17 protein-coding genes are annotated in these 20,440 nt (G+C 37.0%); 11 read left to right on the plus strand and 6 right to left on the minus strand.

Going from position 1 to position 20,440, the window contains the following annotated elements:
- The first annotated feature begins 151 nt into the window (after window positions 1–151).
- The 6 genes from ispG to WAA15_RS02165 all read left to right on the plus strand — a co-directional run bounded on the left by ispG (window position 152) and on the right by WAA15_RS02165 (window position 6,370).
- Window positions 152–2,122, plus strand: a complete 1,971-nt coding sequence (gene ispG / locus WAA15_RS02140; RefSeq protein ID WP_337040735.1) for a (E)-4-hydroxy-3-methylbut-2-enyl-diphosphate synthase — start codon at window positions 152–154, stop codon at window positions 2,120–2,122.
- A gap of 15 nt (window positions 2,123–2,137) precedes the next feature.
- Entirely contained in the window at window positions 2,138–2,332 is a 195-nt protein-coding gene (locus tag WAA15_RS02145) for a DUF6728 family protein (RefSeq protein WP_337040736.1), read from the plus strand.
- Window positions 2,333–2,341: 9 nt separating this feature from the next.
- Entirely contained in the window at window positions 2,342–2,695 is a 354-nt protein-coding gene (locus tag WAA15_RS02150; RefSeq protein ID WP_337040737.1) for an MmcQ/YjbR family DNA-binding protein, read from the plus strand.
- Window positions 2,696–2,699: 4 nt separating this feature from the next.
- A complete protein-coding gene (locus tag WAA15_RS02155) occupies window positions 2,700–3,254 on the plus strand; it encodes a tetratricopeptide repeat protein (RefSeq protein WP_337040738.1) in 555 nt (184 codons plus the stop codon).
- An 8-nt stretch (window positions 3,255–3,262) separates the two neighbouring features.
- On the plus strand, window positions 3,263–3,682 hold the full coding sequence (locus WAA15_RS02160) for a gamma-glutamylcyclotransferase family protein (RefSeq protein ID WP_337040739.1): 420 nt from the start codon (window positions 3,263–3,265) through the stop codon (window positions 3,680–3,682).
- 195 nt (window positions 3,683–3,877) lie between these two features.
- Window positions 3,878–6,370: a DUF5686 and carboxypeptidase-like regulatory domain-containing protein gene (locus tag WAA15_RS02165; RefSeq protein ID WP_337040740.1), complete on the plus strand. Its 2,493-nt coding sequence runs from the start codon at window positions 3,878–3,880 to the stop codon at window positions 6,368–6,370.
- A 2-nt stretch (window positions 6,371–6,372) separates the two neighbouring features.
- Here WAA15_RS02165 and WAA15_RS02170 read toward each other — a convergent pair whose 3' ends face one another.
- The 3 genes from WAA15_RS02170 to WAA15_RS02180 form a co-directional block, all read right to left on the minus strand.
- Window positions 6,373–7,362 (minus strand): hypothetical protein, encoded by a 990-nt coding sequence (locus WAA15_RS02170; protein WP_337040741.1) that lies wholly within the window; start codon window positions 7,360–7,362, stop codon window positions 6,373–6,375.
- 30 nt (window positions 7,363–7,392) lie between these two features.
- A complete protein-coding gene (locus tag WAA15_RS02175) occupies window positions 7,393–9,351 on the minus strand; it encodes a sialate O-acetylesterase (protein ID WP_337040742.1) in 1,959 nt (652 codons plus the stop codon).
- Between the two features lie 91 nt (window positions 9,352–9,442).
- Complete coding sequence (locus tag WAA15_RS02180; RefSeq protein WP_337040743.1) at window positions 9,443–11,635, minus strand: glutamine synthetase III family protein; 2,193 nt, start codon at window positions 11,633–11,635, stop codon at window positions 9,443–9,445.
- Window positions 11,636–11,829: 194 nt separating this feature from the next.
- Between WAA15_RS02180 and WAA15_RS02185 the strand changes: the two genes are divergently transcribed.
- On the plus strand, window positions 11,830–13,668 hold the full coding sequence (locus WAA15_RS02185) for an LTA synthase family protein (RefSeq protein WP_337040744.1): 1,839 nt from the start codon (window positions 11,830–11,832) through the stop codon (window positions 13,666–13,668).
- 3 nt (window positions 13,669–13,671) lie between these two features.
- On the plus strand, window positions 13,672–13,938 hold the full coding sequence (locus tag WAA15_RS02190) for a (2Fe-2S) ferredoxin domain-containing protein (RefSeq protein ID WP_337040745.1): 267 nt from the start codon (window positions 13,672–13,674) through the stop codon (window positions 13,936–13,938).
- Between the two features lie 131 nt (window positions 13,939–14,069).
- On the opposite strand, the gene WAA15_RS02195 is transcribed toward WAA15_RS02190, so the two are convergent.
- Entirely contained in the window at window positions 14,070–14,597 is a 528-nt protein-coding gene (locus tag WAA15_RS02195; RefSeq protein WP_337040746.1) for a ferritin, read from the minus strand.
- 114 nt (window positions 14,598–14,711) lie between these two features.
- Window positions 14,712–15,077, minus strand: a complete 366-nt coding sequence (locus tag WAA15_RS02200; RefSeq protein WP_337040748.1) for a hypothetical protein — start codon at window positions 15,075–15,077, stop codon at window positions 14,712–14,714.
- Window positions 15,078–15,778: 701 nt separating this feature from the next.
- Between WAA15_RS02200 and WAA15_RS02205 the strand changes: the two genes are divergently transcribed.
- On the plus strand, window positions 15,779–16,795 hold the full coding sequence (locus tag WAA15_RS02205) for a glutamine synthetase beta-grasp domain-containing protein (protein ID WP_337040749.1): 1,017 nt from the start codon (window positions 15,779–15,781) through the stop codon (window positions 16,793–16,795).
- Between the two features lie 61 nt (window positions 16,796–16,856).
- Here WAA15_RS02205 and WAA15_RS02210 read toward each other — a convergent pair whose 3' ends face one another.
- Entirely contained in the window at window positions 16,857–17,348 is a 492-nt protein-coding gene (locus tag WAA15_RS02210; protein WP_337040751.1) for a GNAT family N-acetyltransferase, read from the minus strand.
- Between the two features lie 95 nt (window positions 17,349–17,443).
- Here WAA15_RS02210 and mtaB point away from each other — a divergent pair, with 95 nt between their 5' ends.
- Window positions 17,444–18,787: a tRNA (N(6)-L-threonylcarbamoyladenosine(37)-C(2))-methylthiotransferase MtaB gene (gene mtaB / locus WAA15_RS02215; protein ID WP_337040753.1), complete on the plus strand. Its 1,344-nt coding sequence runs from the start codon at window positions 17,444–17,446 to the stop codon at window positions 18,785–18,787.
- 274 nt (window positions 18,788–19,061) lie between these two features.
- The gene (locus WAA15_RS02220) at window positions 19,062–20,426 is read left to right on the plus strand and encodes a M28 family metallopeptidase (protein ID WP_337040754.1); all 1,365 of its coding nucleotides are present in this window, start codon (window positions 19,062–19,064) and stop codon (window positions 20,424–20,426) included.
- The last annotated feature ends 14 nt before the right edge of the window (window positions 20,427–20,440 follow it).

A 20,440-nucleotide genomic window follows, 5' to 3' on the forward strand; every position in this document is an offset into this window, starting at 1 on the left:
AAATCATCAATGGGAGTATTTAGCTATATCCATCAATTTCTTGTAACGAAAATTATCATTGATGAATTTATCATAAATTTTTCAACCTTTCTTTTATAAAACTCGTTATATTCATGTTTAGATTTGCATGAAATAAACTATCAGTAAATTAATGTCTGAATCCGAGAAAAAATATTGTGAGTCATTAACCGAATATTCACGCAGAAAAACTGTTCAGGTCAAGGTAGGCGATGTCTGGTTAGGTTCAGACTATCCGATTAGAATCCAATCCATGACCACCATCGACACAATGGATACCATTGGCTCGGTCGAGCAGTCAATCAGAATGATTGAAAGCGGTTGTGAGATAATAAGAATTACTGCCCCTAGCGTAAAAGAAGCGCAAAACCTCGAAAGTATCAAAAAAGAATTGCGCCAGAGAGGTTACTCTACTCCGCTGGTAGCTGATATACATTTCACCCCTAATGCCGCTGAATTGGCAGCTCGAATCGTTGAGAAAGTCAGAATAAACCCGGGCAATTATGCCGATAAAAAACGATTCGAAATTATTGATTATACTGATGCTAATTATCAGGCCGAACTCGAGCGAATCAGAGAACGGTTTCTACCACTCGTAAAAATCTGTAAAGAATATGGTACAGCTATGCGCATTGGTACCAATCATGGCTCTTTGTCAGACAGAATCTTGAGCCGCTACGGCGATACTCCTTTAGGAATGGTTGAGTCGGCATTGGAGTTTTTAAGAATCTGTGAAGACGAAAACTATTTTAATATAGTTATTTCCATGAAATCGTCAAACCCACAGGTAATGGTTGAAGCCTATCGCCTTCTGGTACAGCGGCTGGCAGCCGAAAACCTAAAACCTTATCCGCTACATCTGGGTGTAACAGAAGCAGGAGAAGGAGAAGATGGCAGAATAAAATCATCAATGGGTATAGGAACACTACTGGAAGATGGGCTGGGTGATACTGTTAGAGTAAGCCTGACCGAAGACCCTGAATTTGAAGCTCCGGTAGCCAAAGCATTGGTTGACAGATACACACACCGGAAAGAAAAAGCAACTTATATCAGCCCGATTGGTGTTATTCTGATTAACCCTTATCAATATACCCGACGAGAAACAACTGAAGTTGAAAATTTTGGTGGGGTAAATGTACCACGTGTCATTGCAGATTTTTCTGACATTACGGTTGACAAACACGAGGATTTAAAACCAATAGGTCATTTTTACCTGCCTTTGCCTGATAAATGGCGCATGAATGATATAGGAGCCGACTACGTTTATAGCGGTAGTAACCCTATACCTTTTATGCTACCTAATGGCCTGAAAGAAATTCTTGACAGTAATGCGTGGCAATCTCAAACCGACAAAGTCAATAAATTCCCATTCTTCACAGCCGAAAGTTTTCTGGTAGCCAATAAACAAAATAAGTTGCATCCTTCAATCAACTTTGTTAGCATTACTATTGATGACTTAACTCCGTTGTTTATTGAAACACTTAAAGCAGTTAAAAACATAGTTTTAATTGCAAGCACTACAAACGAAGCTGCCATGCCGGAGCTAAGAAAATTATACTTCGATTTACTAAATTATGGCATCAAAAACCCTGTTGTGCTTAGAAGAAGCTACAAAGATGTTTCAGAGAACAACGGACAGTTATATGCTGCTACTGATTGTGGAGGCTTGCTGGTAGATGGCTTTGGCGACGGGCTTATGCTAGCCTTTGAAAATCATGCCATAGCAAATAGTACTTCGTTCGGAATTTTACAGGCTGCACGTACCAGAATGAGCAAAACTGAATATATCAGTTGCCCTTCCTGCGGCAGAACCTTGTTTGATTTACAGGAAACCACAGCCATGATTCGGAAACACACCGACCACCTGAAAGGTGTAAAAATTGGTATTATGGGCTGTATTGTGAATGGCCCTGGCGAAATGGCCGATGCCGACTACGGCTATGTGGGTATTGGAAAAGATAAAATTGCCCTTTATCGTGGGCAGAATGTAGTAAAGAAGTCGGTTCATGCCGACAACGCAGTGAATGAGTTAATCGAATTAATCAAAGAAGATGGTCGTTGGCTAGAACCAGAAGTTTTGGAGATGGAGCTACTCAATGACTAATAAAGCATTTGTAATATGTTAGAAAAAATCAAACATTATTTAGCAATAGGTCCTGTTTTTGCTTATTTTGTGAGGGTATTCCGCAAAGATAAAGAAGGTAAATATCCGCATAGTTTTAACCTGAAAATGATGCACGGAATCAATAAAATTTCGATTATCATGTTTTTGATTTGTGTTATTATTATGGTTACTCGCTGTGCTACCAGATAAGTCCTCGTTATGAATTTAGAGTCGTTCAGAGAATTTTGTTTATCCAAGAAAGGTGTTACCGAGGAATTACCCTTTGGACCTGACACCTTAGTGTATAAAGTAATGGGCAAAATGTTTGCCCTTACAGGTTTCGACGAACCTCTGAGTATCAGTCTGAAAAATCTTCCTGAAAAAAATGAAGAATTAAGAGCAGAATACAGTTGTGTTGTTGGCGGTTATCACCTGAATAAACAACACTGGAACACTGTTTTTATTAATGGCACTGTGAAAGATGTAATACTGAAAGAATGGATTAGTGAGTCGTACGAATTAGTTGTAAAAAGTTTGACAAAAAAACTACGAGAAGAACTCAATAAACTATAAAACTATGGAGGCTTTACTGATTAGCATACCATTTTTAGTGTATTTTTATCTGAGAATCAGGCTAGGTAGTGATATTTCGCCTCAGGAATATGAAGAAATTGTTTTTAAAGAAGGCATTAAGTATTATAATGCTCATGACTTTGTAAAAGCATTCCGGTATTTCGATAGAGAAATCAAAGAATATCCTAAATCATCGGTAGCTTATCTGTATCGAGGCAAATGCCATTATCATTTTGAAAACTGGGAAGCAGCCTTAGGCGATTTCCATACATCAGTTATGCTAGATAGCTCTCTGGCAGAACCAGTCTATTGGAGAGGACTTTGCCATTATCATCTCGAAGAATATCATGTAGCCCTTGTTGAACTCAAACGTGCTTCGGAGATGTATCAGGATAAAAACCCTGAAATTTTAAGACTTATTGGTAAACTTGAATTCAGAAATGCTAACTTTGAAAGTGCAAAACAACGTTTCAGAATAGCCGCAAGCCTCGGAGATAATCAGTCAAATATTTTATTACAAACCCTTTTTTATAGTAATATACAAAAGGCATCAAGTTAACTTACACAATGAATGAGAATCAGTATCTGTTCGTCTATGGTACTCTTTTGAGTGAATATGGCGACATTGAATCGCACGACTGGATAAACAAGTATGCAGAATTTATAGGGAAAGCTATGATGGAAGGCAAAATGTACATGGTCGATTATTACCCAGGTATTGTACCATGCCCCTCAGGTGAAAAATACTTTGTCAAAGGTGAGTTATATAAATTAAAAGAACCTGACAAATTATTTTCTATGCTTGATAAGTATGAAGAATATAACCCAATGGACCCCGCCCATTCTGAATATGTGCGTAAACAAGCACAAGTAATTCTTAAAAACGACGGACAAACTTATACAGCTTGGGTTTATTATTTCAATCAATCGGTTGAAGACCTTGAATTTATGCCTAAAGGTGACTTCATTAATGAGTATCATAAATAAGCATATTTGTTAGTTTCAGTCTTCTGTTTATTTTCTTGCTCTCAAAGTATCAAGTTGACAGTATATACTGCCAACTATTTTTTTGTATTTTATAAACAATAAGTAGTAAAATACTACGTATTTCAAGAAAAGAAGCAACCATTATAGGGTCGTAAACGTTTTATCAGTATCGACTAATGAATTGCACAATGTAAAATGAAGTACATATACTTTCTGATTTTTTATCTATCATCCACCATTATTTTTGCTCAAAATACTTTTACCATTAAAGGAAAAGTAACCGACGCCGTAACACATGACCCTATTCCGTTTGCGGCAGTGAGCCTAAAAAATACAACACTCGGCAAAAACACCGATTTTGAGGGTAACTTCATTCTTCAACTATCAAGCCTCGCTTCTGACTCGTTGCTAATTTCCTGCATGGGTTATACCAATAAAACAGTTTTTATCAGGAGAGATTCGCTTACCCAAACTATAAACGTACAGCTAAAACCGTCAGAAATACTGCTGCACGAAGTAAAAGTATATGCAGGTGAAAATCCGGCTTGGGCTATTATCAGAAAAGCAGTAGCGGCAAAATCCGAGAACAATTATAAAAAAATAAGCGCGTTCGATTATAAAAGCTACAATAAAATTGAAGTTGATATTAATAACATTACCGACAAACTCCGAAAAAGGAAAATAGCCCAGAAGGTTGATAAAGCAATTGAAAAAATAGGCACTTTAACCGACGAAGAAGGCAAAGCCCTTGTGCCAACTTTTATCTCAGAATCAGTTTCTCATTACTATTTCCGTAACGACCCTCGTCTTTCAAAAGAAATCATTGAAAAAACCAATATTAAAGGAATTGGTGTAACCGACGGAAGCCTGACGGCACAGCTAATAGGCTCAACGTTTCAGCAATACAATTTTTATGTGAATCAGGTAGAGGTTCTCAGCAAAAATTTTGCGTCTCCTATTGCCGATGACTGGCGGCTTATCTATGACTATTATCTGGCAGATAGTACCTTTTTTGGAGATGATTTTTGCTACAAAATTGAGTTTACGCCCAAACGCAAACAAGATTTAGCCTTTGCAGGTTCAATCTGGATTACAAAGGACTCATGGGCTATTGCCCAGATTGATGCCGCTATAACAAAAGATGCTAATCTTAACTTTGTTGAGCGTATAAAAATTCAGCAGGAAGCAGAGCCTGTTGACAAAATATGGATTCCGGTTAAAAACCGAATTCTGGTCGATGTAGCCGAAATAACTAAGGGGTCGGCAGGAATGCTTCTGAAATTTACCAACTATAATGAGGATATTGTTATCAATAAGCCTAAGGATGTGAAATTCTATGACCGAGGCATAGAAATTGCCCTCGACTATCGTGAAAACGACAAGAAATATTGGCAATCGGTACGACCTGAACCCTTTACAGAAAGTGAGCAAATGGCTTATACCATGATTGATACCATTAAGAATATTCCCACAATTAAAACTTATACAGAAATAGCCAAGATATTGTCGAGTGGTTATACAAGATTATTTACCGGAATTGAATTAGGCCCACTCGTATATTCAGGAGCATATAATAATATTGAAGGGGTACGAATGAGGCTAGGACTTAGAACAAACTATGAGTTCAGTAAAAAATGGGTTTTGGAAGGGTATCTGGCTTACGGAACGAAAGATGATGAAGTTAAATGGGGAGCAGAGATTACTAAAATATTTTCGCGCAAGCCTTGGACAACTCTCAGTCTGAAACTAACGCACGATATTGAACAGGTAGGTTTACGGAAAGAAGACCTCGGTTTAGGGGCTATTTATTCGGCATATATGCGCTTTTTCACATTAATGCGTCCTTATTATGAGAATGAAAATAAAATTCAGTTTCAACGAGAAGTATCAAAAGGTGTTTTTACTTCATTCGGTTTCAGAACCAGAAGTTTCGACCCTCTTTATCCGTTCGAATACCGCCTGCAACCTGCTCTGGGCGAATCGTCTCCGCTAACAACTCGTTTTCAGACTTCTGAGTTTTTATCCGAAATTACGTTAGCTCGTGACGAACTTGCCGTAATCAATGACAATGAGCGATTAAGTTTTGGCACTATAAAATCACCAACCATAACATTTAGATATATTTTAGGGGCTAAAAACCTCTTAAATAGCGATTTCACCTACCATAACCTTATGGCTAAATATAGCCACACACTTAATTTAGGGTACTTTGGTAAAACCTATTATAGGGCCGAAGCAGGTGCAATTTTAGGCACCGTTCCATATCCGCTTCTAAAAAGCCATCTGGGCAATGAAACCATCTTTATTATCGGCAATTCATTCAATTTAATGAATAACTTCGAGTTTATTAGCGACAGATATTTTTCTTTTAGATACACACACGATTTTGAAGGGCTGCTTTTTAATCGTTTCCCTCTGATAAAAAAACTCAAGTGGCGAACCTTTACCACAGGTAAGTTTCTGGTTGGTACTTTAACCGACAAAAATTATGATATAACACCAGAAAGAACCGAAAATAATTTCAGAAATTTTTCGGGGCTTGACAAAAGACCATACATTGAACTCGGCTACGGTATTAGTAATATCTTTAAATTCCTCCGGGTTGAAGCTATGCACAGGCTTACTTATCTTGAAAAACCAGATATAAGAAAATTTGGGGTCAAGTTCTCTGCTGAAATATCGTTGTAATTTTATTGGTATATCCGGCGCATAATGTCTCTAGCTACATTAGGCTTGTAGTGATATATCTCGTAGTAATTGGTTTTATTGTTGGTATATTCGTTTTGCCCTGAAAAATCGTAGATATTGTCTTTACCAAAATAAGATTCAAGCACATTCAGGTCTTCTTTATTAAAATATTTCTGGTCATAAGTAGGCCCTAATACAATTTTGAATTTGGTATTGTTACGTTGCAAAATCTCTTTTATATGTTTTAAATATTGCAACTGATAAGGCTTAATCACTTTAGCAGGTAACTGTTTTTCGGGGTTTCGTTCGTAGAAAAAATTAGGCTGCGTATAATACTTTACTGAGTCTCGTTTAATTTCTTCTATATAACTCGTAAAAATAAAATCATTCACTACTGGTGTATAATTGATTTTACGATATTCGAGATAGGTTTTCATATAATTACGGAATTTCTTGAAAATCATGTAGTCATAGAATGCCGTAAAGAAACCTTGTGAGAAGTATGAATTTAGAAAAATTGTATGATATTTTAGCCAAGGCAACTTGCTAACACGATAATCTTGTATAAAAACACAACCTAGTGTATCTTGTTCGTATTCAAAAATGCTTCGGTCCCAAACAAAAAGTACATTATCAATTTTATTTTTATTTGTCTCAATAAATTCTAGTTTTGATGCAATACCCGATATTGTCTCGCAAGAGGCATCGAAATGATATGGGGTTTCGTCATGAATATATTTTCCCCAATCTCTAGCATAAAATACGCTCGAACGCGAACTACCAAAAATAAATGATTTGTAATCGTACTTGTTATTGTTATTCAAAAACACCTGTGTACTTACTCTGTCACGGTTTAAGCTCTTGGCATAATTATCGGGGTATGACTCGTAGACGTGTAAAATATGGAATGGGTCAAAAATAAAATACCCGATACCTAATAAAATTACAGGTGATAAAAAAACAAGTAACTTCTTTAAAAAACGACCAAACATTAACACTCAAAATTTAAAAATCAAACCTTATTAATTTACTATAACTTTTTTTATCCATTTACTATTGTCCTGATGAATAGCTTCAAGAAAATACACTCCCGGATTCAATTTCTGTGTCTGAATACTTGCGCTCTTATCTTTAAATTGAATTCTTTCAATTATTGTTCCCTGAGTATTAGTTAAAACAAGTTCGCTGGCTAAGCCATTCAGATTAATTCTCAGCTCAGCACCTTGCTGGACAGGATTCGGGTAAACCAATAATTCAGCGTCGGTTTCCAAACCAAGTGTTTCCAACGGAATAGTGACCTCGACAATATTGCTATATACTTCGTCTTCTACATTAATTCTGTAATAATATTTTACGCCCTTTTTAAGTTTTGTATCAACAAACTGATTTTGTGTTAGGGTAACTACTTTGGTAAAATTGTCGGGTGTACCTACCGATTTTTCAACTGAATAGGTTAAAGAAGTTTGCAAGGTCCAGTCGAGCGTTACTCTTTTTACAAGGCCCGAACCTAGCTTAGCCGTCAGAACTGGCTTATTTATTTTAATACGCGATGTAATAGCAAAGTTTTTAAAAGTAAAAGCCCTCATACCTCTGGTGTTAGTCAGATAAGGTATACCTTCTGTTGATTCAGAAGAAAGATTAAAATAATCAGGACAATAAGTAATTTTTTTTGCATCAGAGGGAGCCTTTAAAAATAAAATTATTTTGTTACCCTCTGCTTTACCGCCTGAAACTTGGCCAGCTAGGCCATCCAGATAAAAGTAATCCTTTATAAAAGCTAAGCCTCCGAAATTTTTATTTATTGAATAATCGGGGTATTTCATTTGCTGATTTTTATCAAATTCAAGGGTTAGGCTATCGCGGCGTGCATTAAAATAGGCTTTTGTAATATTTGGAGTATGGATTCCGAGGGTATCAGCACTTAGGTAAAAATTTTTGGCTATGAGCCTTGATACCTCAAGACCATTGGCTTGATACCCTTGAATATTGTAATGAACACCATCAAAACCCGGAGTACCAACGGTTGATATACTTTCACAGTCAGGATATAACTGACTTAATTTACGTTGGAACTCTCTTAAATCGCCTGCTTTTTTATTTTCAACCCAATAAATATTATTCTGATAAACATAAATTTTTTCGATAGCAGGGAAGTCTTCAAGAATTTGTTTTCTTAATTGGTCAAATTTGGCTGGATAAGCATCTATTCTTGTCGAATCAAAGGCTTCACTTTCGCCTTGTCGCCATATAAATATCTTTGCTGTTTTGCTCAAGCCTACCTTATTTGCTTTTTTAACAAGTTGCCCATAGTAGAAATCAAGATTTTCATGATTTTTTTCATCACGTTTCATTAAATCATCAATACTTTTGTTTCCTACGGCTCCATTAATAATACCAATGGGTACTTTGTATTTATCAATTAGTTGCCTTTGAATTTCAAGGCCAACTAAACCAGACATATAGTAATTCCATTTCATGGTAGGAAACCACGAATAATCGTTGGTCTGAAAATTGGCAAAGGTAGTCCGCCCGTATTTAAATTCATCTTTAAACTTTGCCAACTCGTTAGAATCATTTGCTTCCGCATTTGATTGCCCATATATAACAATATTATCCCCGCACAATACTTGCGTAGCCTCTTTCACCAAAACCGAATCGGCACCTCTGAAAGCATAAAAGTAAATATCATATTCAACAAGACCGGCAGTAATAAATGGCTGAAATGAAAAGGGGGCATTGAGGAGTTCGCCTGACTGAAAAGCAAGTTTTTGCTTCTTCCAGTAAAAGTTTTTCTGGTCTTTCTTTACCAGAATAGAAACATCTGTGTAGCCTTCTGTGTAAAGACGACCCTTGATGGTCACCAATCCTCTGTTAAGTTTATCTCGCTGATAGATTTGCGCAGTAATCGGAAATTCATCAAAGATAACCGCTTGCGCCATAGCAGCATTGGCAATAAAAAGAAAAAAAACGATGAAAAGCAAAAAGGTTTGCCCAGTTACAAAAACTTGGGCAAACCTTTGTCTGATTATGTAAAAAGTCTGATTATTCATTAAATATTGTATCACCTAATATTTAACGAATGTACAACAATTCTCTATATTTTACAAGTGGCCAATCTTCGTCATCTATCAGTAACTCCAGCTTATCAACAGGATATCTGATTTCATCAAAGAAATTCTTGATGTCATTTCCGTAAAGTTTTGCTCTCAATTCAAGGTCTTCAACGGCATTGGCATGCTTACGTGCTTCTGTCATGGCTTCAACTTTTCTTGAAATTTCTGACACCCGCGCCGATATTTCTCTTATAATATTCAAAACTGGTTCGGCTTCCTGATGCATATCCATGTCTTTGAGCGACTTGGCTGTTTGTACTAATTTTGCCTGATAGTTAATAGCCGTTGACACTACATGGTTCATGGCAAGGTCTCCAATCAGACGCGACTCTATCTGGATTTTCTTGATATAGTTTTCGAGCTCAATTTCATAACGGGCATGAATTTCGCGCTCGGTCAGTACACCTAGTTTCTCAAATACCTCAATAAATTCTGGGCGAAGATACGCTTTTAAAGCCTCAGGTGCGCTTGCAATATTTGAAAGCCCTCTTTTGGCCGCTTCTTCTTTCCATTCATCTGAATAGCCATTTCCTTCAAATAAAATCTTTTTAGATTCTTTGATGTAACCTTTCAGAATTTTCACAATTACTTCTTCTTTTTTGCCTTCGTGTTCGGTCATTTCGGCATCAAAATCGGCTCTGAATTTAATAAGCTGATTTGCTACAATGGTATTAAGTACCATCATAGGCTGTGCTGAGTTAGCCGAACTACCTACGGCACGATACTCAAACTTATTGCCTGTAAAGGCAAAAGGTGAAGTACGGTTACGGTCGGTATTATCTAACAAAATAGACGGTATTCTGTTTAAGCCTAGTTTGATATAGGCATTTTCACCTTTTTCGATTGATACAATTTCCTTGTTTTCGATGTCTTCAAGTACTTTAATCATCTGAGACCCCAAGAAGATTGATACAATAGCTGGTGGAGCTTCGTTTGCACCTAAACGGTGTTCGTTACCTGCGGTAGCAATACTTGCTCTTAGTAAATCGGCGTTATCATGTACTGCCTTGATAACATTCACAAGAAAAGTTACAAAACGCAGGCTTTCTTTGGGCTTTGTGCTTGGGCCTAGCAGGTTTACACCGGTATCAGTACCCATCGACCAGTTATTGTGCTTACCACTACCATTAATACCTGCAAATGGTTTTTCATGAAACAACACTTCAAAGTCATGCTTTTTGGCTACTTTGCGCATAACATCCATCAACAGAATGTTATGGTCGCAAGCAAGGTTTACCTCTTCAAAAGTTGGAGCCACTTCAAACTGCGCAGGTGCAACTTCGTTATGGCGGGTTCTGACAGGAATACCCAATTTAAGACATTCAAACTCGAAATCGACCATAAAAGCGTTTACACGCGGTGCAATTGTGCCAAAATAATGGTCTTCGAGTTGTTGCCCTTTAGCTGGAGGATGCCCAAAAACTGTTCTGCCAGCCATCATCAGGTCAGGGCGTGCATTAAACAAGGCTTTGTCGACCAGAAAATACTCTTGCTCTGCTCCGAGTGTAGCCGATACTTTTTCAACATGGCGGTCAAAAATTATTGCAACTTCAGTTGCCGCTTTATCTAACGCATGTAAAGACTTCAGCAACGGCGATTTTGAGTCTAGCAATTCGCCTGTGTAAGAAACAAAGATGGATGGTACGCAAAGTGTGCCTGTACCTGCTTCATTATAAATAATAAACGCAGGTGAGGTTGGGTCCCATGCGGTGTATCCGCGTGCTTCAAAAGTAGCTCTGATACCACCACTTGGAAACGAAGAGGCATCAGGCTCTTGTTGCACTAACGAGCTTCCTTTGAATTTCTCAAGGGCTTTACCATCAATGGTTATGTCGAAAAAAGCATCATGTTTTTCGGCTGAACCTCCGGTTAAAGGCTGGAACCAGTGCGTGTAGTGCGTAGCTCCTTTTGATACGGCCCATGATTTCATAGCTGAGGCAACCTCGTCAGCAATTTCGCGGTCAATTTTCTCACCGCTTTTAATAGCCGTTGTTACTTTCATATACGCCTCAGGAGAAAGCATAGCACGCATTACGTCATCATTAAAAATATTTGCACCGTAATATTCTGTTACTTTACCTGAAGGGATATCAACTTTAACTGTCCGGCGGGTTTGAGCTTCATCTACCGCCTTAAATCTTAATCTTGCCATTTTTTATTAGTAGTTTTGTTGAGATGTCCTATATTTGGGGTTAAAAATAGAGAAAGAACCTTGATAAAAAAAACATTTAGGGCTTTAGATAAATAATAAAATGGCACATTGCCAGAATAAAACCGGAAGCTCATGCAACTTTATGAAAGTACTGACGGCTTAACCTGAACTGACACTTTTACAAAACTGATTCAATGAAAGAACGCTTACAATTTTTGTTAATTTATTATGGCTTTTGGGTAATTTTTTTTCTGGTAGCCCGAGTTATTTTTCTGGGGTATCACATTGAAGATACTAAATTACTGACGCTCCAGACTATATGGGGTATTTTCTGGAATGGCATACGTATGGACTTTTCGATGGCGGGGTATCTTTCTGTCATTCCTTTTTTACTGGTTTCTTTATCGAATTTTATTAAGAAAAGCAGGCTCGAAAACTGGATTTTCAGCTATACTTTTCTGATGGTGCTAATTATTAACCTCATTATTGTTATTGATTTACAGGTATTTAATACTTGGGGGTATCATCTTGATGCCACCCCTCTACGATACCTCAAAACTCCTCGTGAAGCATGGGCTTCTGTTAGTTCTTCGCCTTTAATTCAGTTATTTATCAGTTTTTTACTTTTACTGATTCTTGCTTCTTATATTGTGTATAGAATTATTACCAAGAATATTGACAACTGGAATTATATTGACAATCTGCCTTTTATTCCGGTTTCGCTCTTGCTAACGATTGCTTTAATTATTCCAATCAGGGGAAGCCTCGGCATTTCTCCAATGAATCAGAGTACGGTTTATTTTTCAACTAATAATTTTGCAAACATTGCTGCCGTAAATCCTACATGGAATTTTTTCAGTTCTTTGGTAAATGGCTCTTACGATAAAGTTAACCCTTACACTTATTTACCTAAGGAAGAACTAAGTAATAATATCAGTGAATTATACACCAATTCAAATACCACCACACCGTTTATCAGAAGTGACCTTAAAAAACCAAATGTATTAATTATTATTTGGGAGAGCTTTACCAAAAAAGCTACACAAACTATTATTAATAATGCAGAAGTAACTCCACGTTTTAATCAATTAAAAAAAGATGGTGTTTATTTCTCAAATATGTATGCCAGCGGAGATAGAACTGATAAGGGTATTCCGGCTATTTTAAGTGGTTATCCGGCGCAACCGACTACCTCAATTATTACGGAGCCAAATAAATCAGCCAAACTACCGGTACTAAGCAAAGATTTTGAAGGTATTGGCTACTCAACTGATTTTTATTATGGAGGTGAAATAGAATTTGCCAATATTAAATCTTATCTGTATTCGGCTGATTTTCAGAAAATTGTGAGCAAACAGGATTTTGACTCCAAATACTGGAATTCAAAGTGGGGTGCTCATGATGAAATTGTTTTTCAAAAATTTCTGACAGACCATTCGGCGGTTAACCAACCTTTCTTTTCTACCATTCTTACCTTGAGCAGTCATGAACCATTTGAGGTACCTATGCAGACAAAGTTTACGGGCGACGACGAAGAGTCGAAATTTATGAATGCCATGTACTATGCCGACCAGTCTTTAGGTAATTTTATTGAGTCGGCTAAGCAACAACCGTGGTGGCAAAATACACTGGTAGTTATTGTTGCAGACCATGGACATCGGATTCCTGAAACCGGAAAAAAGGTTGATGATTTTAAAATTCCGATGCTATGGCTTGGTGGTGCTTTAATCAAAACAGGTATTGAAATAAACAACATTGTTTCACAGATTGATATTTCGGCAACATTGTTAAGGCAAATTGGCTTAAATGCCTATTCCTACAACTGGAGTAAAAATATTTTTGACCCCAAAACAAAACAATGGGCTTTTTTTGCTTTTAACAATGGTTTTGGGTTTATTCAACCCAAAAAAGAAATTGTGTTTGATAATGTTGGTAAAAAAATGATTCAATTAAATGGGTCGTTCGGCTCGCATGATGTTGACTTAGGCAAAGCACTCATGCAACGGATGTTTCAGGATTATTTAGACAAATAGCCTATGAGCAAAATAGATGCGCCTGCTCACACCATTTTTGTGTGTGACGGCAGTAAATGTGGCAAATATAGCAAGGAAATCAGGAAGGTATTTAAGGCAAAAATTAAAGAAAATGGCTTAAAAGATGAGGTATTGTTAGTAAAAATGGATTGCTCAGACAATTGCGATTATGCCCCTGTGGTGAGTTTTCAACCTGAAAACGTCTGGCATGGCGAAATGACCGAAAAAAAAGCTGAGAAGTTTTTTGATAAGTATATTTTAGAAGAATAATGGGCAGATAAAATATTTACCTGCCCATTATTTCAGCCATGAATGTAGCCCAATTTGCTGATATTTTATGCCTGATTCATAATTTTTGACTAAGTTTATTAATCATAGCGCAATGGTTGTAAACCATTATTTTATTCTTCAGTACTTCCTATTTTCCCGATTTCTTTATCAATAGTGAAGCGGCCAGTTCCGTCTTCTCCAATTACATCAAATAGCTCTAAAGCTCTGCGTGCATTGGCTTCTTCTTCGATTTGTTCTTTTACAAACCATTGCAAGAAATTTTCAGTGGCATAATCTTCTGCATTGCGGCATTTGGTAACCAATTTGTTAATGGCATGGGTTACGTTAATTTCACTTTGCAAAGCAGTTTCAAATACACTCTGGAAAGTTCCCCATTCTAGCTGTGGTGAGGGTACTTCTGGGCTAACGGCTGTACCTCCAACTGATGCAACATAGTGAAATATTTTTAGCATGTGGCCACGTTCTTCATCTGATTGTTTGTACAGATATTCAGCACTTTTCAGATAGCCATTGCGTTCACACCATGATGCCATTGCAAGGTATTTGGCCGAAGCCTCCGCTTCCATTTTTATTTGCGAATTTAAAGCCGTTTCTATTTCTTCTTTTAAAGAGGTGCGAAGTCTAACTAGGTCTTTCATATAGTATTATTATTTTTTTCAAATGTATACTAATATTACAACCTATCAACGCAAATTGTTCGTTATATATGCTTTTGTAGCCAAATTTAGAGAAATTCTAAATATTAAGTTCCGTTAAATAACTTCGTATTCGCCCAATACTTCGTTAAGGAATGAGTTTACATAAAGCGCGAATCTTGCGCCTGACAAAAGTTCTCTTAAATGGATAACCTCACAAAGATGCAGTGTAAAAACCTGATTAGAATTAGGAGCTTTGACGATATCGAAATCGGCTTCGTCAGATAAGTCGTAGAGTTTATCAATAATATTAATGCTGTCAATTAATCTTTTAAAGTTAATGAAATTATGAACTTTAAATGATGTTACAATACCTCCGAACTCAAGAAAAACCCTGTTTGTCAGATTACATTGATAAACCAACCCTTTGCTTGTTTTATATAATTCAACCATTGAAGGTGTTATTCCAATCGTATTCTGCATTTTAATTAACCTCTTGTAATTTATTGACACTACAAAAGTATAGCTTGTTTAGAATAAATCCAAATTAAAAACAACATTATTTGGAACAGGTCTAAATAGTAAAGCCTATATAACATACTCAATTGGGCATTTTCTTATCTCTTTATAAATTGATAAGTTAATTATAACAATATATAGGGCTGGTAGTCCTGAAACTGCTACATAGATGCTCCGGCATTTCATCAATGCCAAAAATATTTTTAGCCCTACAAATTATAATACATTGTGAGCTAGCCGTTCAAATTTACCAACACGAATGAGTTCATTAATGCCGAATTTATTTAAGTATTATTACTCAAAAGATGTATTTGAGTAATGGTTAGAACTTCTTAGAAAAATCAAATCATAATAAAATACAATTCTTGTAATTATAAGTGCAATTTTCTATCAATTGAGTAGTATTTTTTCATTTTTTCAAAAAAACATGTTTTAAAAAGCAAGCAAACTATATTTTTTTTGTAGTTTTATATCAAAATAGGATTGAGGATAATGTACAAATTGAGGGCTTATCTTAATATTTCTATAATTAATTGCATTTTTTAAAGAAAATAAAATTTTTAACTAAAATTTTTGCTTATCAAAGAATCTTATATTGTTTTTTGCATATATATTTGTATCATATTCTTTGATTAATAACCGAAACATCTTAAAAAATTACAACAATGGCAGTAGCTAAATTAGAGTACATTTGGCTTGATGGTTACAAACCAACACAAAGCCTTCGCAGCAAAACCAAAATAGAAAAAAATTTCAGCGGCAAACTGGAAGATTGTGATATGTGGTCATTCGATGGCTCGTCTACTCAACAAGCGCCGGGTGGTTCTTCTGACTGCTTGCTTAAGCCTGTTTTCATTTGTCCTGACCCTGCTCGTTTAGGCACTGGCTATTTAGTAATGTGTGAGGTATTAAATGCAGATGGTACTCCACATGAATCAAACGGCCGTGCAACTATCGAAGATGATGACAATGATTTCTGGTTTGGTTTTGAACAAGAATATTTCTTATGGAATCCTGAAACAAACAAACCACTTGGTTTCCCTGCTAACGGGTATCCTGCTCCACAAGGACAGTATTATTGCTCGGTAGGTGCAAACAATGCGTTTGGTCGTGAAATTATTGAAGAGCACCTTGAACTATGCTTACAAGCTGGTTTGAACGTTGAAGGTATCAACGCTGAGGTTGCTGCTGGCCAATGGGAGTTCCAAGTATTTGCTAAAGGAGCTAAACAAGCAGGTGACGAAACTTGGATTGCTCGTTATTTATTGGAAAGATTAGGTGAAAAATATAATGTTGCTATCAACTGGCATTGCAAACCGCTAGGCGATACCGACTGGAATGGTTCAGGTATGCACGCAAACTTCTCGAACACTATTTTGAGAACTGCAGGTAAAAAAGAAACTTACGATATTATCTGTCAGGCATTTGCGCCATTCGTGAAAGAACACATTGCTGTTTACGGTGCTGACAACCACTTACGTTTAACTGGTAAGCACGAAACACAATCAATCGACAAATTCTCTTACGGTGTTTCTGACCGTGGTGCATCAATTCGTATTCCGATTGCAGCGGTTCAGAAAGGTTGGAAAGGTTGGTTAGAAGACCGTCGTCCAAACTCTGCGGCAGACCCATACAAAGTAGCTGCACGTATCATCAAAACCGTAAAAACAGCTCAGGTTTAAAATTTTTTCGAATAATATTTTGTTTACAAAGCCTCATGACAATGTTATGAGGTTTTTGTTTTTAATAAACTACATATCTGGCAAACATATAAACCCTAACACCTGTTTCCTCTGTTGCTTCGCCTTCTTTTTGGAGGCCAACTTTTTCCAAAACGTGTATCGATGCCGGATTTCGGCTATCAACAATGCCCATAATTTTATTAGGCTTTAGAGCCGTTATGGCAAAATCAATGAGTGTCTGGGCTATTTCTGTGGCATAACCTTTACCCCAATGTTTCTCAAACAAGCTATACCCTATTTCAACAATACCCTCCCCCTCTTGCGTTAATTTGGCTAATCCAACTATTTCGCGAGTTTCGGTGTCTTGCACAAAATAATTTCCATAATAAGGCTCATGAGTGAATCTCAGGTAGCGTTCAATGGCCTCTTCTTTAGTAAGTGCATGCCCTGTGATGTATTTCATTACATTGTAACTGAAATTAACCTCATCAAATTTATGAATTGATGATTCTTTTATTTTTGACAGCGTTAATCTTGAACTTTTCAGTATCATATTTTATTTATTAAATAGTGAAATAGGTGTTTGTTTAGCTTTAAGAGCGGTAAATCTACCAATTTTAGTTAAATTTGTGCCTTGAAATTTGTCTTATGAAAAAAGTTGCCTTTTATACGTTGGGTTGCAAACTCAATTACTCCGAAACCTCGACCATAGGCCGTATGTTTGAGGAACGTGGATACAAGAAAGTTGAATTTAATCAGCAACCTGATATTTTCATTATAAATACTTGTTCGGTCACAGAAAATGCAGACAAAAAATGCAAAAAAATTGTGAAAGAAGCAAACAAGATAAATCCTGATGGATACGTTGCCATTATTGGTTGCTATGCTCAGCTAAAACCAAAAGAAATAGCCGAAATTGAAGGAGTTGATGCAGTATTAGGAGCTGCCGAGAAATTCAGGCTGGTTGATATTCTGGGCGATTTTGTAAAAGAGCCTAAAGAAATTAAAACAAGTGCCAAAGTTTTTAATTCAGGAATTGAAGAAGCCGTCGAGTACCATACATCCTATTCCTTAAACGACCGTACACGTACCTTTCTGAAAGTTCAGGATGGCTGCGACTACCCCTGTTCTTATTGTACCATTCCGTTGGCCAGAGGCAAAAGCCGCTCTGATACCATTGAAAACGTTGTAAATGCAGCCTACAAAATTGCAGAAAGTGGTGTTAAAGAAATTGTATTGACAGGCGTAAATATTGGCGATTTTGGTTTGCAGAATGACGAACGCAAAGAAACCTTTTTTGAACTCATTAAAGCGCTTGACGAAGTAGAAGGTATTGAGCGTTTCAGAATCTCAAGTATTGAGCCAAATCTATTAACAGACGAGATTATCGCTTTTGTGGCTAGTTCAAAGCGTTTTGTGCCACATTTTCATATTCCGTTACAATCTGGCTCTAATAAAGTGCTTGGCCTGATGCGCCGCCGCTATAAACGAGAACTATACACTGACCGCGTAGCACAAATTAAAAAACTGATGCCCGATTGTTGTATCGGTGTTGATGTAATAGTGGGGCATCCGGGCGAAACGGATGAAGAATTTCTGGAAACATATAATTTCCTGAATGAGCTTGATATAAGCTATTTACACGTGTTTACATACTCTGAGCGTGCTAATACGCACGCACTTAGCATTAAACCTGTTGTGCCTGCAAATAAACGCAACGAACGTTCTAAAATGTTACACATCTTATCTGATAAAAAAAGACGTTTTTTCTATGAACAGCAACTAGGTAAAAACTTCTCCGTGTTGTTTGAAGAAGATGTCGAAGATGGACTTATGCAAGGTTTTACCGAAAACTATGTAAGGGTAGTAGCCAAATATGACCCATTACTTATTAATGAAACAAAAAAAGTAAGCCTCATCTCGATTAACGAAAATATGTTAGTTGAAGTTGATGAAGCTCATGAGGCTGAGCCTGCTTTTGCTTATCATTAATTATGTATCAGGATAACTGAAAACTATCCTGATACTATTTATTCTTTGTCTTTAGCCTCTACACAACTATTCTAGACAGTTATATTATTTCCTAACCACCAAGCACAATTTATTGATACAATTCTGGTATTGATTCAATTCATCTACACATAAGTCTTAGTGTTATTAAATAAGGCTAAAACCGTCTCATTTGTTAGTAAATATCAGTTGGGCTGTATGCCCTTCTTGAAATTGTTTTGTATTTTTGTTAAAACATCTATCTAAATCTTCATCCATGAGAAAAACCATACTTTTTTTTAGCTTTATCAGCATTTCTTTAGCTGCTCCGGCACAAAAAATTATCAATCGTGACCCCCAAATTGAAGCCCTTATTAATCAGGTATCAAGCGATAGCCTAAGAGCATATATCGACAAACTGGTGAGCTTTGGTACAAGAAGCACGCTTTCTACCACAACCGATAGCAAAAAAGGGATTGGTGCTGCACGTCAATGGGTTTTAAGTAAATTTCAGGAGTTTGCTAAACAATCAGAAGGTAGAATGACTGCTTATCTGGATACATGGACACTCCAACCAGACGGTAAACGTGTTGATAAAACCATTGAAATTGCCAACGTAATGGCAACTCTAAAAGGTACTGACCCTAACGACAACCGTATATTCTTGGTTAGTGGGCATATTGATAGCCGCGTAACAGATGTAATGAACAGAGAGGCCGATGCCCCCGGAGCTAATGACGATGGCAGCGGTACGGTAGCGGTAATTGAGTTGGCTAGAGTTATGTCAAAATCTAAATTTCCGGCTACGGTTATTTTTGTAACAGTAAGTGGCGAAGAACAAGGTTTATTAGGAGCGAATCATCTGGCAGATAAAGCTGCAACAGAAAACTGGAATCTTGAAGCTATGCTAAATAATGACATAGTTGGCTCTAACCATAGCAATGAAACCAATATTATTGACAATACCCGTTTAAGGGTATTCAGCGAGGGCTTACCTGCTTTTGAAATGGATAAAAAAGTGAGTGCCATCCGACAATATGGTGTTGAAAATGATGGGAAAGCGCGCCAGCTTGCACGTTATCTAAAAGAGGTTGGTGAACGCTACGTCGATAATCTGGAAGTAGTAATGATTTACAGAAATGACCGTTTCTTACGTGGCGGAGACCATACCCCTTTCGTGAATAAAGGTTTTGCGGCTGTCAGGTTATCAGAAATGAACGAGAACTTCTTGCACCAACATCAGGACTTACGCATTGAAAAAGGTGTGGAATATGGCGATTATGCCAAGTTTATGGATTTTGAATACTTACGAAAAAATACTTGCATCAATCTGGCAACCTTAGCGAATCTGGCTAAATCTCCGTCAATGCCTGAAGATGTTATTCTTGATGTAAGGGGCTTGGGCAACTCGACCAGTCTTCGCTGGAAAGCCTCTAAAAGTGGAAAAGTAAAAGGCTACTATATATTGATGCGTGAAACTGCCATGCCATATTGGCAAAAGAAATTTTTTACGACTGACCTGAAAATTACACTCCCCTACTCGAAAGATAATTACTTCTTTGCTGTTCAGGCGGTCAGTGAAGAGGGTAATGAAAGTCTTCCGGTATTACCGAGAGTTGGCTTAAGAAACGCCGGAGAATAAAATCAAATTATAAT

Origin of the sequence: Emticicia sp. 17c (assembly GCF_037153985.1) — a bacterium.
GTDB lineage: Bacteria > Bacteroidota > Bacteroidia > Cytophagales > Spirosomataceae > Emticicia.

Excerpts from the sequence above, each read along its gene's own strand:
- WAA15_RS02195 (WP_337040746.1), bottom strand. The coding sequence starts at position 14,597 with ATGAAAGACCTAGTTAGACTTCGCACCTCTTTAAAAGAAGAAATAGAA.
- WAA15_RS02210 (WP_337040751.1), bottom strand. The coding sequence starts at position 17,348 with ATGATACTGAAAAGTTCAAGATTAACGCTGTCAAAAATAAAAGAATCA.
- WAA15_RS02155 (WP_337040738.1), top strand. The coding sequence starts at position 2,700 with ATGGAGGCTTTACTGATTAGCATACCATTTTTAGTGTATTTTTATCTG.
- WAA15_RS02220 (WP_337040754.1), top strand. The coding sequence starts at position 19,062 with ATGAGAAAAACCATACTTTTTTTTAGCTTTATCAGCATTTCTTTAGCT.
- WAA15_RS02185 (WP_337040744.1), top strand. The coding sequence starts at position 11,830 with ATGAAAGAACGCTTACAATTTTTGTTAATTTATTATGGCTTTTGGGTA.
- WAA15_RS02145 (WP_337040736.1), top strand. The coding sequence starts at position 2,138 with ATGTTAGAAAAAATCAAACATTATTTAGCAATAGGTCCTGTTTTTGCT.
- WAA15_RS02150 (WP_337040737.1), top strand. The coding sequence starts at position 2,342 with ATGAATTTAGAGTCGTTCAGAGAATTTTGTTTATCCAAGAAAGGTGTT.
- WAA15_RS02160 (WP_337040739.1), top strand. The coding sequence starts at position 3,263 with ATGAATGAGAATCAGTATCTGTTCGTCTATGGTACTCTTTTGAGTGAA.
- ispG (WP_337040735.1), top strand. The coding sequence starts at position 152 with ATGTCTGAATCCGAGAAAAAATATTGTGAGTCATTAACCGAATATTCA.
- WAA15_RS02170 (WP_337040741.1), bottom strand. The coding sequence starts at position 7,362 with ATGTTTGGTCGTTTTTTAAAGAAGTTACTTGTTTTTTTATCACCTGTA.
- WAA15_RS02165 (WP_337040740.1), top strand. The coding sequence starts at position 3,878 with ATGAAGTACATATACTTTCTGATTTTTTATCTATCATCCACCATTATT.
- WAA15_RS02180 (WP_337040743.1), bottom strand. The coding sequence starts at position 11,635 with ATGGCAAGATTAAGATTTAAGGCGGTAGATGAAGCTCAAACCCGCCGG.
- WAA15_RS02190 (WP_337040745.1), top strand. The coding sequence starts at position 13,672 with ATGAGCAAAATAGATGCGCCTGCTCACACCATTTTTGTGTGTGACGGC.
- mtaB (WP_337040753.1), top strand. The coding sequence starts at position 17,444 with ATGAAAAAAGTTGCCTTTTATACGTTGGGTTGCAAACTCAATTACTCC.
- WAA15_RS02205 (WP_337040749.1), top strand. The coding sequence starts at position 15,779 with ATGGCAGTAGCTAAATTAGAGTACATTTGGCTTGATGGTTACAAACCA.
- WAA15_RS02200 (WP_337040748.1), bottom strand. The coding sequence starts at position 15,077 with ATGCAGAATACGATTGGAATAACACCTTCAATGGTTGAATTATATAAA.